The organism is Kurthia sp. Dielmo, assembly GCF_000307285.2.
Lineage (GTDB): Bacteria > Bacillota > Bacilli > Bacillales_A > Planococcaceae > Kurthia > Kurthia populi.
In genome coordinates this window covers 69,623-87,515 of record NZ_HE578964.1, presented here as the reverse complement: position 1 = coordinate 87,515, position 17,893 = coordinate 69,623, and the positions used below count along the sequence as shown (strand labels likewise).

The window sequence follows — 17,893 nt, the reverse complement described above, 5'->3', positions numbered from 1 at the left end:
GTAGCTATTGTTTGTGGCAAATACATATACTAATTACAATTTATGTAACAAGGGGGATTTGGTATGACAGTTACAGCACAATATCGCACACGTATTGAAAAGACGGTGGACCAATTATCTAACCGTTTAATTGATATTAGTCATAAAATACATGCACGACCAGAAGTCGGCAATGAAGAATTTTTTGCGTCGCGAACATTGATTGATTTATTAGAGGATTTTGGCTTTGAAATTGAAAAAAATATTTCAAGCTATGATACAGGTTTTATCGCAAGTTACAAGGCAGAAAAGGAAGGTCCGACCATTGCCTTTTTAGCAGAGTATGACGCGCTACCAGGACTTGGTCATGCGTGTGGGCACAATTTAATCGGTACCGCTTCTAGTGCAGCAGGCATTGCGCTGAAGCAAGTCGTAGATAAAGTGGGCGGGCAATTACGTATTTATGGTACACCTGCAGAAGAAGGTGGTGTCAATGGCAGTGCAAAAGCCGCTTATGTAAAAGATGGACGTTTTGCAGATGTCGACGTTGCACTCATGGTACATCCCGGACATGATTCTTATGAAACGATTCCGACGCTTGCGGTAGATGTTTTTGAAGTGGAGTTTTTTGGTAAGCCAGCACATGCCTCTGAAAATCCACATGACGGTATCAATGCACTCGACGCAATGCTGCAATTTTATGCTGGTATTAATGCATACCGTCAGCAAATGCTCGATACAGACCGTGTACATGGCGTTATTTTAGAAGGTGGCCAGGCACCAAATATTATTCCGGAATATACGAAGGCGCGCTTTTTTACCCGCGCACGTAGTCGAGGTCATTTAAATGACTTAACACGCCGTATTAAAGCGATTGCAGAAGGAGCAGCCTTACAAACTGGTGCTCGTATGGAATTTAGCTTTATCCAAAATGGCGTCGATGACTTTTTCATTAATAAAACGTTAGATGGCGTCTTTAGAGAAATGGCCGAAAGCTTAGGTGAACAATTCCATGATGATAATTTTGGATTCGGAGCTACCGATACAGGGAATGTTAGTCAAGTAGTACCTACAATTCATCCACATATCAAAATCGGATCCTCTACATTAATTGGTCATACAAAAGAATTTTGTGAGGCAGCTGCTTCACCAAAAGCAGATGAGGCGCTTCTTATGTCAGCAAAGGCTCTTGCACTTACAGGACTGGCGCTTATGGAGGATGCGGAATTATTAGAAAGTATTAAAGCAACTCATAAAGATGTAGTGGAACAACAAACCTTTACAGATTGGAGTATTTAATATGCTAAAACCAAAATATACGATGAGAGATATTTATGGCGATGTTGTTTTCTCAGCGCGACCAGCACATGAAATCAATCCTTGGATGCCAAGCAACGAAAAACTCAATGCCCTATCTGCACGTGAAACATTAATTGCAGACGTGCCTGTACTTGTTCACGAGGCAACACAAACAGATAAAGCAAAAAAGCTATTCGATTTAGCAAGTATTCCATTTCCAGAACAGCCCTATACGTATAAAAATAAAGAAGATTACAATGCGATTTTAAAGCAATGGGGTGACGAGAAAAAAGAAGTCGTTTTACAATATATTCATGGTAAGAAAACGATTGACCGCGATGCTTACTGGATGGATGCAAAACTGTTAAATTATTTAAATAGCAAAGCCTATTTACGAGAAATCGTTCCAGAAAAATATGTACCTGAACGTGAAGTAATTGATAGTAAAGATTTAGAAAAGGCACTAGAGCACTGGGAATTACCATTTGTTTTAAAGCCAGGCGATGAAACGCCAACTGCTGGTGGTTATGGTGTGCAAATTTGTCATACAGAAGAGCAGCTTGCTGAGGCCAAAAAGCTCTTTACGCAAGAAGGCGCAGATCATGTCATCATTGAAAAATATGTTAAAGAAATTGAAAATTATTCGTGCCAGTATGCCTATAGTGAAAATATTGGTCTTCAGTATCTCGGTACCTCTGTACAAATTACAGATGACGAGGGGGTTTATGCAGGTAATGTAATGATCGACAATGTTCCGGAAGCAGTCATTCAAGCAGGACGTGAAATTATGCAGGCGGGTGTGGATAAAGGCTATGTAGGCATTGCAGGATTCGATTTGTTATGGACGGAGGAAGGCGAAGTAAAAGCCATTGACTTAAATTTCCGTTTAAATGGCTCTACATCGATGCTCATGTATGCTGAGGCATTAGACAGTCACTGTATGAAATTTTATACCTATGATGCGATAGATAAGGAACATAACGACGCATTCTATAATCTGATGGCAGATTATATTGCACAAGACGTATTATTACCGCTTAGTTATTATGACGGCGATGCAGTTGAAGGCGGTGCCCCATCATCCTTTGTCTGCATTTGGCATGCCTTTTCTTTAGAAGATATTGAGCTTTATGAGGAAAGTTTATTTAAAAGTGGTGCAGTAGCACGTTAACGACAGAGGGAGGCGAAAGCTTTCCTTTTTTCAATTTCATTACATATGCAAAAATAAAGAAGAAACATGATATGATAGTAACAAATCTATAGAACAAGCAATGAGAGGATTAAGTATAATGATGGAATTAGAAATGGCAATTAGAGAGTACATGCTTGGTCGTCCAGTTATAAAAATCGAACGCGAAGAAGAAGATTTCATGGGCGAAATCGTTGATGCCAATCGTGGTATTATATACGGTCAAATTGAAGTGTCAGATGAAGGTAAACTAACGAATATTATGATCGATATCGAAGAAATTACAGACAATAATGATATTTCATTAGATGAATACGAAGAACTTGAACTCGAAGACTTAAAAGAAATGGCCGAAGAATTTGCGGAAGAATTTTGTTCAGGAGACTTACGTTATGTAAATGTACAACAATGGATTGGCGATACGATTTTAGTAACCTTTGAACAATTTGATCACCAATTAAATCTGCCACTGCCAAACTCTGGTGCACAGGTCGAAATCAATCGACAAGGCTTTATCGTGTCAGCAACGCTAAACCAAACGTATTACCAATTAACGTATCCAGAAATAACTGTAACCGCTGAGCAAGCAAAAGCAACTTTAGCAAATGAACTGTTATTAAAACGTGAAATTGAAGAAACGCCAGACAAGCTGCATATTGTTTATGTGCCTAAAAATCGTTTCACCGCAGTAGGTGTTGATGGTAAAGTAACGACTGTATTCGACCCAGATGCGGAAGAAGAATTACCGAAAAAAGCAATCGAAGCAGTTACTGTCACAAAATCATTACCTGAATTATTGGGTATTGACTCAGACATGGTATTTACTGATGAAGAAGATGTACAAACATGGACATCACCAACAGATGACAGCATTTATGTGCGCATCGATCGCAGTGATGTCTACGAAACCATGTACGAATCTGTGAAACCTTGGGATGAAACGCAACCAGAGCTTTCAATTGCAGAGCTAGAAGATAATGCGAAACAATTTTTAGAACTAGTTGTTGGTGAAATTCATACGAAGTTTGAGCTTGAAGAACAGCTTGAAGAAGACGAGCCAGAGCTGACAGAAGAAGAGCTTGCCTATTTCCGTGCAATGGAAGAAGCCATGGCTGAAGATGATGAATTTGATGACGACTTCGAAGATGAGGATAATGATTTCGAACCCTTCCGCACATTCTCATTCCTACGCACCGTACAAGGAATCCCAGTGGATGAATACAATATTCATGTTGATATTGGCACGTACACGGGACATATTAAAGACTGTACAGTGACACGCGTAAATGAAGCAGTTATTGAGAATTTCTCAACAGATGATGTAGAAGTATCATTAGAAGAGGCGAATAAACGCTATATCGACGCATTACAACTTCGTTTAGCACGTGCCATTGAAAGTCAGGATGATTTCCCGATTTATACGTTAGTTTATGAAATTATCTTTAATGATGGTCAATCAATACTAGAAAAAATTGAAAGCAATACGGGTGAATTCATTTTCGAAGATCTATATTTAGAAGACTAATCGCCTCCTAGGGAAGAGCAGCATCCAAATGCTGTTCTTCTTTTTTTGTGAGGAAAGTATCGGTCCTGCAGATTTTTTATAATAAAAAAGTCACAAAATTCAAATAACTTTGCTTATAATAGAAGAAAAGGGGGCTACTTTATGACAACAACGACTGAGCTAAATATTTCCGCACTTATTGAAGAGTTAAAAGAAGACAATCATGAAATGCAAAAAGTGATGCAAAAAATTCAAAGCATTTCGATGCAATCAAAGATTTTATCACTTAATTCAGGTATTGAAGCTGCTAGAGCAGGTGAGGCAGGACGTGGTTTTGCGGTCGTCGCTAAGGAAATCGATAAATTTGCGACGTCGAGCATGGAAGCTAGTAAGTCGAGTGAAGACATTATTCAGCGCATGCATAATAAAGCGAATGAAATCATTGCGGTGCGTACCGTCGATGTTGCCTACGATACGATCGATAAAATTGAACGCAACTTATTCGAGCGTAATTGTGATGCACAGGCATGGGCAACTTTTTCAGCTGTGAAAAATGTTGTGCAAAATCATTCAATAGAAAATCAACGAATTGCAAATCAGTTTTTAGCACATACACTAAAAATTTATGAAGTATATTTCGAATTACTCGTTGTCGATTTAACTGGGTGTGTCGTTGCAACCGCAAAAAACCATCAATTAATCGGTGAAGATTTATCAGGACATGAATGGTTTGAGCAGGTCATAAAAACAAATCAGCCGTATGTGACAGACCTTTATTATTCAAAAACCATTCAAGCGCATACGATGAATTATTCAAGTCCAATTCAGGACGATACAGGAAAAACCATTGGTGTGATATCAACAAGGTTTAACTGGCAATATGTCATGGAAATTATTGAACGCGCAAATGTAGGTCAGGATTCATCCTTATACATAATCAATAAAGATGGTATTGTCATTGCTTCTAAGGATGCTACAGACATTTTGAAAAAAGACTTAGCACATTACGCTACCGTGCAAAAGTCTATAAGAGGTATCGAAAAAAGTGGTTATCAAATGGAACGAAATGAGCTCGTTGCGTTTAGTGTCTCGCAAGGATATAACGCGTATAAGGGTAAGCAGTGGTGTGCAATTGTCGTAGAGCCGATGCATTAAAAGCTATAATGACATAGTGAATGAAATAGGTCTTGACGTGACATCGATAACAAAAAAATGATATTAACGAGAAAAAGCATGGTTTTTTAGCGTATTTCGCAAAAATCCATCGCTTTTTATTTTTTTCTGAAAATTTAATTGACAATGATTCTCATTAGCTTGTATGATGAATTCAACATGTTTTAAATGATAATGTTTATCAATTATAAGCGGCGAGGAGGAACAAAAACATGCGTAAATACATAGGACTTTCTATCGTAGCGTGTTTGACGCTCGGATTAGCTGCTTGTGGTAGTGGGTCATCAAGCGATACAAACACAGCAGCTGGGAAAGTCCAAATTTCAACAGCCGATCGTCTCAATAATAAAGTGGAGCTTACGAAAGCACCAACATCTGTGGCAGCACTTAGCCCGGGAGACGCAGAAACGTTAATGGAACTAGAGGCGAATGTTGTGGGCGTTCCAACCATGACAGGTAAAAAACCAGCCAGCTTTGAAGGCATTCAAGAAATCGGCAATCCTCATTCACCTTCACTAGAACAAATTGCACAAGTACATCCTGATGTTCTCTTCGCACAGGAATCATTTAAGCAATATGCCAACACACTTGAAAATCAAGGCTCCAAAGTAGTGTATACGAAAGCTGATTCCATTGATGATATTCAAGAGAATATTACATTATTTGGGGATGTACTCGAAAAAGAGCAGCAGGCAAGTGATTTAAACGATGAGATCACAGAGCACGTAGAGACGCTAGAAAAAAACACGGATAAAGTACGTGCATTACTCGTTTACGGTGCACCAGGGACATTTTTAGCAGCATTACCATCTTCACTATCAGGTGATATTTTAGCGAAAGCTGGTGGCGAAAATATTGCGGCAGATTTCCCGAAAGCAGATCAATATCCAAACTATGCAAGTATGAGTACCGAAAAAATTGTTGAAGCAAATCCAGAAATCGTCATGCTCATCACACATAGCGATCCAGAGGCAGTAAAAAAAGCCTTTGAGAAAGAAATGAATCAAAATGCGGCTTGGAAAAACTTAGATGCCGTTAAAGAGAAACGCGTTGTTGTGTTATCCGCAGAATTATTTGGCCAAAACCCAGGAACGAAAATTACGGAAGCACTGGATGAAATGAAAAAACAACTAGATGAGGTGCGCTAATGGTCGCGATACAATCTTCAGTAAAAGTTCATCCATTAGCAAAAAAACGGCGGTGGACATTTATTGTATTAACGGCTTTACTGCTCATCGTCTCCATCGCTAGTTTAATGATTGGCTCCGTACGCTTTTCATTAACCGAAATTTGGCATGGCCTAACCGTTGTAGATAGTTCATTAGAGCGTCGTGTCATTTGGGAACTGCGCTTTCCACGTGTGCTGGTCGGAATGTTAGTGGGCGCTTGCTTAGCAATAGCTGGTGCGATTTTACAAGCAATTATGCGAAATCCACTCGCTGACCCTGGCATCATCGGTGTGTCATCAGGTGCCGGTATTGCAGCCATTACGATTATGATTATTTTTCCTGCATACATCACATTATTACCGTTAGCCGCATTTTTAGGTGCGTTAATTACCGCATTACTGATTTACCTATTAGCATGGAAGGGTGGTGCAACACCCGTCAAAATCGTGCTAGTCGGTGTCGCAGTGAATGCAATTGTCGGTGCAGGAACAAATGCTTTAATGCTACTTTATAGCGACCGTGTACAAGCCGCACTACCATGGCTATCAGGTGGTATTGCCGGCGTTGGCTGGTCTCATTTTCAACTGATTGTTTATTATGCAATCGGTGCCATCATCATTTCGATGTTTTCTGTGAAATATATTCGGATGCTACGCCTAGGGGATGATGTAGCAAAGTTATTAGGGCAACGCGTGGAAGTTATACGCTTTTTATTAATTGTACTTAGTGCATTACTTGCAGGTATTGCGGTTAGTGTTTCAGGCTTAATCGGCTTTGTTGGCTTAGTTATTCCACATATTCTACGCCTTATCATCGGTAGTGATGACCGCTTCTTAGTACCAGCATCAGCCATTGGCGGCGCTTTTATCGTCGTCTTTGCAGATATGATTGCACGTACGGTATTTGATCCAATTGAGTTGCCGGTTGGTATTTTATTAGCCTTCATTGGTGGGCCATTCTTCTTGTATTTAATTCAACGAAATAGAAAGGGCGATGCACGTGCTTAAAGCAGAAAATATTCAATACGTACGCAATCCTGCTTTTTCATTAAAGGACATCAATTTAACTATTGAAAAAGGCGAAGTGATTAGTTTAATCGGTCCGAATGGTTCTGGGAAGTCGACGCTGCTACGTGTGATTGCTAATTTATTAAAGCCAGAAGAAGGCAATATCATCATTGATGGCAAGAATGTAAAAGCCATACCTAAAAAGGAACTCCCTAAAAATCTAGCGATGCTCCCACAAATGAATGACCATCTCTTAGATTTAACAGTTGGTGAGCTTGTTGAATTTGGACGCGCGCCGTTTCAGCGGGGCATCGGGAAGTTATCACACGAAAATCAAGAAATCGTCGAATGGGCTCTGGATGTAACCGGCTTGACGCAGATGAAAAATCGCTTATTGCCAGGTCTATCTGGCGGTGAACGTCAGCGTGCATGGATTGCAATGGCCGTTGCACAGCGCTCCAAAGTATTGCTCCTTGATGAGCCAACAACCTATTTAGATATTGCACATCAGATGGAAGTACTAGAGCTTGTGAAATATTTAAACGAGGAATTCGGCATTACTGTTGTGATGGTACTACATGATATTAACCAAGCTGCTACCTATAGCGATCGCCTAATTGTTATGAAAAATGGCCAAATTCATTATGATGGCATCCCCCAATGCGTGCTTTGTACAGAAATGTTTCAAACTGTTTTTAATATCGACGCAGAGGTTCATAGCAATAATGATGGTGTTTACTTTACACCACTTAGAAGGAGGAACGGATAAATGAAAGAACTGATTCGACCATTTATCATTGCGGCGCATGGCGATTATGACATGGTAGAGCATCTTTTAAATATTGAACCGTCCCTCGCCTTTGTAGAGATGGACTGGGGTGCGGGGGATATTGAAAGTGGTCTTGCCGCCGCGGCGCATACAGGAAGTAGGGACATTGCAGAACTGTTACTTAAAAAAGGCGCAAAGAAAACCTTATTTTCACAAGCAATGCTCGGGGATTTAAATTTTGTTGAAATGGCGTTGGATGACAATCCCATGCTACTACATGCTAAGGGAGCACATGGTATTGCACTGATTCGTCATGCTGAGCGTGGTGGATTTGAAGCAGAGCCGGTGCTTGAATACTTAAATCAATTAATGGAGAGGGAGAAATTTCAATGCCAGTAAAATTAGTGAATACAATTCGTACAAAAAAAGGATTTGGGGAAGCCGTAGCACAACGTTTTGCTACACCAAAATCAGTCGCATCAGCACAAGGCTTTATTCGCATGGAAGTATTAATTAATGAAAAAAATCATGACTACGATGAAGTGAAGATTTGCACGAATTGGGATACAAAATCAGATTTCAATGCTTGGTTCACATCAGAAGAAGCGGTGAATACACATAAACGTGTCGCAAAAGAAGAAGATTCACCAATGCTAGGGAATGATGTTAGCATTTACGAAGTAAAATATGAACATTATCCAGCTGTACCAGCAAAATAATGCATTTTTAAAGTAAAGGCCACGCTTATAACGTGGCCTTTTTATATGCAAAAGGATATAAATATTTTATACTTTTAAGCAGAACATTCGTCATTTCTAATAATTTCGTGACATCCGTTCAGAGTGAGATAAGATACAATAAGGGAGATGGCGCACAATGCTTCAAACGAAATACAATTTTTTAAATGCCGAATGGCTTTGGATTTTAATCGTTGCCATTGTAACGACATTATTAGGTGAAATTAAATTACTGCCCTTTAGTAGTACAGAAAATTTTCGATTTGCTTTAGGGAGTATTGTTTTCTTGCTCTTTTTATTAGTACGACCTGTGAAGTCTGTCATCCTTGTTGGCGTGCTAACAGGCATCGTCACGATTCTCTTTCGCATGGGCTTAGAGTTAATAAATCATGGCTTTTCATCAGAGGTACTCATTAATAATTACCCGGCTTTCTTCTATTATGTGGTCTTTGCATGCGCATTCCAGTTTTTCAATTTACGCATGTATAGCAACCAACCATTATTATTAGGGGTTTTCGCCTCTATTATTGAATTTATTAGTAATAGTGCTGAGCATGTACTCCGATTTTTATTAATCCCAGACATATCGTTAAGTTTTTTTGATTTTGTCTTAGTGGCATGTGTCGCGATTTTCCGTAGCTTTTTTGTTATCGGAATTTATAGTACAGTTATTTTATCTGAGCAACGAAAGCACCTTCAAGAGCAATTAACGATGGGGTCTGATTTATATGTAGAAGCACTGTATTTACAAAAATCAATGAATCATATTGAGCAAATTATGGCAGAAAGCTACGAGTTATACCGTGAGCTGAAGAAAAATGAAAATCGTAAATTAGGCTTAAAAGCACTACATATTGCACAGGAGATTCATGAGGTGAAAAAAGATTCCCAGCGTATTTTTTCGAGCATTTCAGAAATGACGATGCATAAAACGGAAGAGTACTATTCACTATCAGATGTCATGAATCTTGTACAAGTAGCCAACGAAAAGTACGGTGCAATGCTTGGTCGAAATATAATGTTTCATGTGGAACAATCTGTTGATTTCTATACAAACCAACACATTCCACTACTCGCTATTTTAAATAATATTGTTGCGAATGGAATTGAAGCATTAGAGGGACAAGGAACAATTGACTTAAAAGTTTTTGAAAAAAATGATAACGTTTATTTTATTATTCAAGATGATGGCAAAGGAATTCCACCAGAAGATTTAGATATTATTTTTGAACCAGGATTTACGACAAAATATAATGAACAAGGAGTAGCCGCTACAGGTATTGGTCTTTCGCATGTACAAGAAGTAATTCAAACATTAAATGGCCATATTAAAGTGGAGCTACCAGAAAAGGGCACTATTTTCATTGTCGATATTCCAATGCAAATGATTTTGCAAAAGGGGGAAAAGTAAAATGCGCTATTTTATTGTCGATGATGATGCGGCAAGTCGACGCATGTTGAAACAAATTATTTTAGAAGGCGATATGGGTGTTGTATTAGGAGAAGCCGATAGCGGAGAAAATGCATTAGAGCCCATTCTTTCGAGCGATCCCGATTTTGTATTAATTGATTTATTAATGCCAGATTTGGATGGCATTGAAACAATAGACCAGCTTCGTCGCCAAGGCTTTAAAGGTCATTTTATTATGATTTCACAAGTAGTTAATAAGGAAATGATTGGAGAAGCCTATGAAAAGGATGTAGAGTTTTTCATTAACAAGCCAATCAATCGTATAGAAGTGCAAAGTATCTTACGTAAAACGAGTGAACGCTTTATTTTGAAAAAATCGCTGATGACGATTCGTAAATCGATTCTTCATTTTGAAGAAGAAACAAAGGAAGAAACACATTTAACAATGAAAGATGTTGTGCTTTCTATTCTAAGTGAAATGGGAATTGTCGGCGAAGTAGGGAGTGATGATATCGTTCGAATCATTATGCTACTATCAGAACGTGAAGAAGCAACGATGCAAGTTCCTTCTTTAAAAGGATTGTATGAAGAAATTGCTTCTAAGACACGTTTTAGTGGACCAGAGATTGCGAAAGAAAGTAAAGCAATCGAGCAACGGATTCGTCGTACCATCCTTGCAGCAATGAATAACATTGCTACATTAGGTGTTGTAGACTACACCAATCCTGAATTCGAATACTATGCACCACGTTATTTTGACTTCGCAGAAATTCGTGTAGCAATGAAAGAAATTCAAGAAAGCGGTTCCATGCCGAAAAAGATAAAAGTAAATATTAAAAAATTTATTCAAGTTCTATTTGTGGATTCTATGGATAAATTTAGGAGAAAGCCTTCGAAATGAGATGAATTTCATCGCATAATGAGATATATGCATCGGTAATTATCAAAAAAAACTATGAAGAAATAATTATTTTGAAAATTTTATTTAATAAAACTGTCGGATAATGTCGGATTTTATAAGTCAACTATAGAATAAGATTATAGTTTTAAAAGTAGATATGAAAAATAATTATATACTCTCAAAGGGGGCTTCATAGATGGAGAAGAAAAAACGTAAAAAATTAGGCCTGGCATGGCAAATTTTAATCGGTCTTATCCTAGGTATTATCGTGGGTGCCATTTTTTATGGTAACGAAAACATTACGAAATATGTTTACCCACTAGGAACAATCTTCATGAGCATGATCAAAATGATCGTTGTGCCAATCATTGTTTCTACATTAATCGTAGGTGTAGCGGGTCAAGGTAGTTTAGAAAAAGTAGGTAAGTTAGGTCTTAAAACATTAATCTACTTCGAAATCATTACGACAATTGCGATTATCTTAGGTATTTTCTTAGCTGATATTACAAAATTCGGTAAAGGCATCGACATGAGTCAGTTATCAAAAGGTGATATTTCATCTTATGTTGATTCATCACATAAAATGGCTGAAGAGCATCACGGTATTATGGATACAATTGTTAGCATCGTACCAACAAACATCGTGTCATCAATGGCAAATGGAGATATGTTACCAATCATCTTCTTCTCTGTGTTGTTCGGTCTTGGAGTAGCGGCAATTGGCGATAAAGGTAAACCAGTATTAGCATTTGCACAAGGTGTAGCAGATGCAATGTTCTGGGTAACAAATACAATTATGAAATTTGCTCCAATCGGTGTATTTGCATTAATCGCTAATACAGTAGCAACATTTGGCTTATCTTCATTAATTCCATTAGGTAAATTAATGATTCTTGTATACTTCGCAATGATTTTCTTCATTGTTGTCGTATTAGGTATTACAGCGAAAATTGCTGGGGTTAGCATGTTCCGTATTATTAAAATTATGAAAGATGAGTTAATTTTAGCTTACTCAACTTCAAGTTCGGAATCTGTATTACCACGTATTATGATTAAAACAGAAAAAGCCGGTGTACCAAAAGATATTGGTTCATTCGTTATTCCAACAGGTTATTCATTTAACCTAGATGGTTCTACTTTATATCAAGCAATTGCAGCATTATTTATTGCTCAAATGTATAATATTGATTTAACATTAACTGAACAAATTATTTTAGTTTTAACATTAATGGTTACTTCTAAAGGTATCGCGGGTGTACCAGGCGTATCATTCGTTGTTCTTTTATCAACACTTGGCGCGGTAGGTATTCCATTAGAAGGTTTAGCATTCATTCTTGGTGTTGACCGTCTACTAGATATGATGCGTACAGTAGTTAACGTATGTGGTAACACATTAGCAGCATTCGTTATGGCGAAATGGGAAGGCCGTCTTGATATGGATAAGTACAACAATTACTTTGAAAATGAAGCAGCTGAACTTGCAGCCAAACAGAAATAACAATTCCAAGAGCTTGGGCTTCGGCCTGAGCTCTTTTTTTATGCATTTATTGACATGCATTGGACATAAAGTGATGCTAGAATAAATGCACGATAAAAAAGGTGGGATATAGATGGAAAAAATCTTAATTGTAGAAGACGAATTTGCCATCAGTCAAGTACTCAAAGCGTATTTGACAAAAGTGCAATTTTTAACGGAACAAGCCTATACAGGGACAGAGGCGATGCAAAAATTTCATTCATGGAATCCAGATTTAGTGTTACTTGATGTCATGTTACCAGAAAAAAATGGTTGGCAAATTCTTGAGGAAATTCGACAAGTGAGTAAATGCCCCGTCATTATGCTGACAGCACTTGGTGATGTGAATTATCGCTTGGATGGTCTTAATGGAGGTGCGGATGATTATATCGCCAAACCATTCGAGGCAGAGGAAGTTGTGGCACGCGTCAAGGCCGTTTTACGCCGAACAATAGCAGATAGTGGGCCAACAAAACAATTCGGGGCACTTGAAATTAATCTACAATCACATGATGTTACATTAAACGGTTATAAAGTAGAACTAACACCTCGGGATTTATCGGTGCTTATCTTTTTAGCAGAAAACCCAAACCAAACCTTTACACGCGATCAACTAATCGACAAAGTGTGGGGCTGGGAATACGACGGAAGTGACCGTGCAGTGGATTTAGCGGTAAAACGTCTTCGTAAATCATTACAGGACTGGCCTGAAGAACAAGGTGAAATTAAAACATTACGTGGATTAGGGTATCAATTTAGTGTCAAAAAATAAAGAAATGAAGCGTGTTCCACTGGCACGTTACTGGACATTACGTTATTTAGCAGCGCTGATTATTGGTTTACTTGTTGTATCCATCCTATCCATTACATGGTTACGTCATAACACGATGACAAACCGCGTAGACATGTTAGAAGTAGTAGCAGATGAAATGGCTAGTCGAATTACAGAAAGTATTACGAGTGAAGAAGCACAGCCTGGTATATTTCGGGAGCGTACACCCTTAGCGAATTTAGGAATTAATCCTAAAATCTATTTAGTGAATGCAACAGGGAATATTATTTCGAGTAATGAGCCAAAAAATGCGCCGCAAAAAATGAATGAAGCGCAGCCAAATTTACCAGCACCACCAGAATCTTTATTTGAGCAGACATTGCCTAAAACAATTATGGCTAGCAAGAAAGATATTATAAAAGTTCAATTAAATAATGACAGCTACTATGCAGTTAAAAAAGCAATTAACAGTAATAAAAAAACGGTCGGCTATGTGGTGTTACTAGAATCTAAAAAAAATCTAGCACATGTCGACCAGGAATACTCACAGCTTGCGGCCATCATTATTGCACTTGCTCTTATTGGAACAATCGCCATCTATTTATTATCACGACGATTATCAAAACCGATTAAAGATGTTGCACAGGCCGCCCAACAAATTCAAAGCGGTGATTATAATGTGGCACTCGCCAATGATGTGAAGGAAAAAGAAGTGTATGATTTAATTGAATCCTTCCGAGATATGGCAGCACGTTTAAAGCAACTCGAGGCAACACGTACGGAACTTCTGGCAGGTGTAACACATGAACTGAAAACACCTGTCACATCGATCAGTGGCTTATTACAAGCTGTGAAGGACGGCGTTGTGACAGGAGAAGATGAAAAAGAGTTTGTGAAAATGGCATTGAATGAAACGACAAAGCTCAAAACAATGGTAGGTGACTTGCTCGCATTTAATTCATTTGCAGTGAATGCTATTCCAGTACACATTCAGCCATACGCTATTAATCATTATGTACAAGAGTCTGTTGTACAATGGGCAATGTCACAGCCAGAAAAAGGCGTACAGGTTGATGTGGAAATCTTACCTGAGGAAAGAACTGTACAATTAGATGGTGTTCGCTTCCAGCAAATCTTGACGAATCTTTTAACGAATGCAAAGCAAGCAATGGAAGGCAGCGGCCATATCCAATTAACCATGCAAGATGAAGAAAAGGATATTGTAATTTTTGTTGCAGATACAGGGAAAGGCATTCCAATAGAAGAACAACCTTTTGTATTTGAGCGTTTTTACCGCGGTGAAAATAAAAAGTATGCAGTTCGTGGATTAGGATTGGGACTAGCATTAAGTAAAATGATGGCCCAGTCCTTACAAGGAGATTTACAACTTATTTCAAGTACAACAAGCGGTACAACATTTAAAATCACGTTACCAAAAGTGATTTCAGAAACAACAGAATAATAGTAAAGAGATTTATGTAATCAATATGAATCTCTTTTTTTATTTTTTCGCTGACATTTACCTGACACATTCACTTCATATAATAAACGTATCGAAAGACAGGAAGTGAAGGGAGTTTTACCAAATGAATAAGCAGCCTAAAAAGAAAAAAGGGCTTGTTATAACAAGTATTATCGCGGCAGTCATTGTAGTTGGTGTAATTGTTTATGCACTAATTGGCAATAGCAACAATTACGTTGCGAAGGTTGGCGATACGAAGATTACAACAACCGAATTAAATGAGGCGATGCAAAAGCAATACGGCTCAACAGTCGTTCAAACTTTAATTACAAATAGTGTCATTGAACAAGAAGCGAAGAAACAAGATGTGACAGTTACACAAAAAGAAATTGATGCAGAAGTAAAAACTCAGGCAACACAATATGGTGGCACTGAAGGATTAGAATCTGCACTAGAATCAAGTAATATGACAATGAATGATTTTGAAGAAAGCGTGAAAACATACATTCAAACACAAAAACTAATGGAACCAACATTAGAAATTACAGATGCAAAATTAAAAGCATACTTCAAAGAAAATAAATCTTCATACGATACAGCAAAACAAGTGAAAGCTAGTCATATTTTAGTTGAAGATAAAAAGACAGCGAAAAAAGTTGCCAAATTACTTGCTGATGGCGGTGATTGGAATAAATTAGCGAAGAAATATTCTACAGATACAAGCAACGCTTCTGATGGTGGTAACCTGGGATATTTTGATAAATCATCAATGGATGAGAACTTTGCTGATGCGGCATTCTCTATGAAAAAAGGAGAAATCAGTGATCCAGTAAAATCTTCATATGGCTATCATATTATTAAAGTGACAGGTATCAAATCAGCTAAGGAAGCAACATATGCAGATGTGAAAGACGAAGTTCGTACAGCTTATGTAAATGAGCAAATGAATGCGAACTACTCAACTTGGTTAGCAGATTTAGAAAAAGATTATGATATCGATAACACATTAGCAACAACATCAAAATCAACAACTGAAGAATAATTCCCTGGGCGACTACTAGTATCTACGTAGTGCCTGCTACAAAGAGTAGTGTCGCCCTTATATAGAAAAAATAATCATTATGTATCGGCATTGAAACAACGAGGTTTCTTGCTTAGTGAAAGTGTACAAATTATAAGACTGTCCACTCTTATAAATTCTATGCTTTGACGATGTAATGATTATAGAAATGTGAGTGTACTGAAATTTTCAGAGCACTGAAGAAGCCACATTTCATTCTATTCATTGAATCGTTACTAAATTAGTCAGCTTAATGTCCACTAAGCATGACTTCCGCACACTTTAGTATACGATTCATCTATCTTTCAATATTGTATGTCCACACAATATTGAAGGATTGCTCAATGAAATCGACTCGTCATCGAGGACAGCGAGTAGCCTATTTTTTCATACCTGCTAGTAAGCAGGAATAACCCACCCAACTTATATTTACGCTTGAAAAACCCATCTTACATCGGAAAGCACACCGATGTATAGATGGGTTTTTCGTATATAATCAATAAAAAAAGGGTAGGTGAATCACATGAACGATTATCAATTTGAAAAAATATTGGGTATTCAAACGACAGCAGATGGTCAGGCAGCTATTCACCTCGCAGACAATCATTCATATGAACCAACTGCCTATAATGTGTTAGAGTTATTGGCAAATGAGATAGAGGTAACAGATGAAGATAGTTTTGTGGATTTTGGAAGTGGTAAAGGACGCGTTGCTATTTATGCAAATTACCGCTGGGGTATTCCAGTGACAGGAATTGAATATGACGAGCTATATGTTGAAGTAGCAAATATGAATCGACATTTGTATTGTAAAAAGTATGGCGAAAAAGCGATTACCTTTCATCATCAATTAGCACAAAATTATCGTATTCAACAAGCGGATTCTATTTTCTTCTTTTTCAATCCATTTAGCCCTGCGGTTTTTGAGAAGGTATTAGCAAATATCAATAAGTCCTATGAACGTTATCCGCGGAATATGAAAATTATCGTTTATTTCCCAATGGTTGAATACATCGATTTACTGGATTGGTCATCTTTTCAGTTTGTAAAAGAACTACTTATGCCACCACAAATGATTATGTCACCGAATGATCGCTTGTTAATTTATGAGCGAAATGCTTTTTAGTTTAAAATGAAATATTTTAATGTTAAAATATAATTAATTAAACATTAAGGAGTGTTTTGAATGGGTAAATTAGAGAATAAAGTAGTTATCATCACAGGCGGAGCAGGTGGCATCGGTAGCGGTATGGCGAAAGCAATGGTTAAAGAAGGCGCTATCGTAACAATCGTCGATTTAAACGAGGAAACTGGTAAAGCAATGGAGAAAGAACTACAACAATATTCTCCAGAGTCTATGTTCATGCAAGCAAACTTAATGGATCGAGATAACTTAGGAAACATCGTCGAAACAGTTGTTAAAAAATATGGTAAACTAGATGTCTTAGTAAATAATGCACATGCATCAAAACAAAAACCATTAATGGAAACAACACAAGAAGATATCGATCTTTCATTCGGTACAGGTTTTTATCCAACTTTCTATTTAATGCAAGCAGCATTCCCTTACTTAAAAGAATCACAAGGTAATATTATTAACTTCGCATCAGGTGCAGGGTTAAAAGGCGATCCAACTCAAGGCGCGTATGCAGCAGCAAAAGAAGCAATTCGTGGTATTTCACGTGTCGCGGCAAATGAGTGGGGTCAATTTGGCATCAACGTTAATATGATTAGCCCAATTGCTTATTCACCAGGCGTTGAAGCATGGTCTAAAGCTCAACCTGAATACTATGAAGCAGTAAAAAACAAAATTCCATTAGGTCGTTTTGGCGATGTTGAACAAGATATCGGTCGCGTAGCAGTATTCTTAGCTTCTGAAGATTCTCAATACATTACTGGTCAAACAATCATGACGGATGGCGGTTCAATTATGCTTCGATAGTTA

Annotated in this window: 17 protein-coding genes; all 17 read left to right on the top strand. The window is 37.9% G+C overall.

The window, feature by feature from the left end:
* Positions 1–63 precede the first annotated feature (63 nt).
* The 17 genes from KTHG_RS18960 (at position 64) to KTHG_RS18880 (ending at position 17,890) form a co-directional block, all read left to right on the top strand.
* Positions 64–1,278, top strand: a complete 1,215-nt coding sequence (locus KTHG_RS18960; protein ID WP_126992026.1) for a M20 family metallopeptidase — start codon at positions 64–66, stop codon at positions 1,276–1,278.
* A gap of 1 nt (position 1,279) precedes the next feature.
* A complete protein-coding gene (gene ldmS / locus KTHG_RS18955; protein WP_126992025.1) occupies positions 1,280–2,449 on the top strand; it encodes an L-aspartate--L-methionine ligase LdmS in 1,170 nt (389 codons plus the stop codon).
* Positions 2,450–2,567: 118 nt separating this feature from the next.
* Positions 2,568–3,992 (top strand): YcdB/YcdC domain-containing protein, encoded by a 1,425-nt coding sequence (locus KTHG_RS18950; protein ID WP_139995902.1) that lies wholly within the window; start codon positions 2,568–2,570, stop codon positions 3,990–3,992.
* 141 nt (positions 3,993–4,133) lie between these two features.
* Positions 4,134–5,126, top strand: coding sequence for a HAMP domain-containing protein (locus KTHG_RS18945; protein WP_139995900.1), 993 nt, complete (start codon positions 4,134–4,136; stop codon positions 5,124–5,126).
* Between the two features lie 230 nt (positions 5,127–5,356).
* On the top strand, positions 5,357–6,292 hold the full coding sequence (locus KTHG_RS18940) for an ABC transporter substrate-binding protein (protein WP_139995898.1): 936 nt from the start codon (positions 5,357–5,359) through the stop codon (positions 6,290–6,292).
* The gene (locus KTHG_RS18935) at positions 6,292–7,320 is read left to right on the top strand and encodes a FecCD family ABC transporter permease (protein ID WP_139995896.1); all 1,029 of its coding nucleotides are present in this window, start codon (positions 6,292–6,294) and stop codon (positions 7,318–7,320) included. The genes KTHG_RS18940 and KTHG_RS18935 overlap by 1 nt, the downstream gene beginning before the upstream one ends.
* Positions 7,313–8,089, top strand: coding sequence for an ABC transporter ATP-binding protein (locus KTHG_RS18930; RefSeq protein WP_370362826.1), 777 nt, complete (start codon positions 7,313–7,315; stop codon positions 8,087–8,089). Before KTHG_RS18935 ends, KTHG_RS18930 begins: the two co-directional genes overlap by 8 nt.
* Complete coding sequence (locus KTHG_RS18925) at positions 8,090–8,488, top strand: ankyrin repeat domain-containing protein (RefSeq protein WP_139995892.1); 399 nt, start codon at positions 8,090–8,092, stop codon at positions 8,486–8,488.
* Positions 8,479–8,808 carry an antibiotic biosynthesis monooxygenase gene (locus KTHG_RS18920; protein ID WP_126992018.1) on the top strand — a complete coding sequence of 110 codons (330 nt, stop codon included), beginning with the start codon at positions 8,479–8,481 and terminating at the stop codon, positions 8,806–8,808. The genes KTHG_RS18925 and KTHG_RS18920 overlap by 10 nt, the downstream gene beginning before the upstream one ends.
* A 157-nt stretch (positions 8,809–8,965) precedes the next feature.
* Positions 8,966–10,237, top strand: a complete 1,272-nt coding sequence (locus tag KTHG_RS18915; protein WP_139995890.1) for an ATP-binding protein — start codon at positions 8,966–8,968, stop codon at positions 10,235–10,237.
* Between the two features lies 1 nt (position 10,238).
* Positions 10,239–11,138, top strand: a complete 900-nt coding sequence (locus KTHG_RS18910) for a response regulator (RefSeq protein WP_139995888.1) — start codon at positions 10,239–10,241, stop codon at positions 11,136–11,138.
* A 196-nt stretch (positions 11,139–11,334) separates the two neighbouring features.
* Complete coding sequence (locus KTHG_RS18905) at positions 11,335–12,636, top strand: cation:dicarboxylate symporter family transporter (RefSeq protein ID WP_139995886.1); 1,302 nt, start codon at positions 11,335–11,337, stop codon at positions 12,634–12,636.
* Between the two features lie 112 nt (positions 12,637–12,748).
* Positions 12,749–13,426 carry a response regulator transcription factor gene (locus tag KTHG_RS18900; protein WP_126992014.1) on the top strand — a complete coding sequence of 226 codons (678 nt, stop codon included), beginning with the start codon at positions 12,749–12,751 and terminating at the stop codon, positions 13,424–13,426.
* Complete coding sequence (locus tag KTHG_RS18895) at positions 13,413–14,888, top strand: HAMP domain-containing sensor histidine kinase (RefSeq protein ID WP_255512510.1); 1,476 nt, start codon at positions 13,413–13,415, stop codon at positions 14,886–14,888. Before KTHG_RS18900 ends, KTHG_RS18895 begins: the two co-directional genes overlap by 14 nt.
* A 124-nt stretch (positions 14,889–15,012) precedes the next feature.
* The gene (locus KTHG_RS18890) at positions 15,013–15,930 is read left to right on the top strand and encodes a peptidylprolyl isomerase (RefSeq protein ID WP_139995883.1); all 918 of its coding nucleotides are present in this window, start codon (positions 15,013–15,015) and stop codon (positions 15,928–15,930) included.
* Between the two features lie 541 nt (positions 15,931–16,471).
* Positions 16,472–17,074, top strand: coding sequence for a class I SAM-dependent methyltransferase (locus tag KTHG_RS18885; RefSeq protein ID WP_139995881.1), 603 nt, complete (start codon positions 16,472–16,474; stop codon positions 17,072–17,074).
* Between the two features lie 60 nt (positions 17,075–17,134).
* Positions 17,135–17,890, top strand: a complete 756-nt coding sequence (locus tag KTHG_RS18880) for an SDR family NAD(P)-dependent oxidoreductase (protein ID WP_126992011.1) — start codon at positions 17,135–17,137, stop codon at positions 17,888–17,890.
* Positions 17,891–17,893 lie beyond the last annotated feature (3 nt).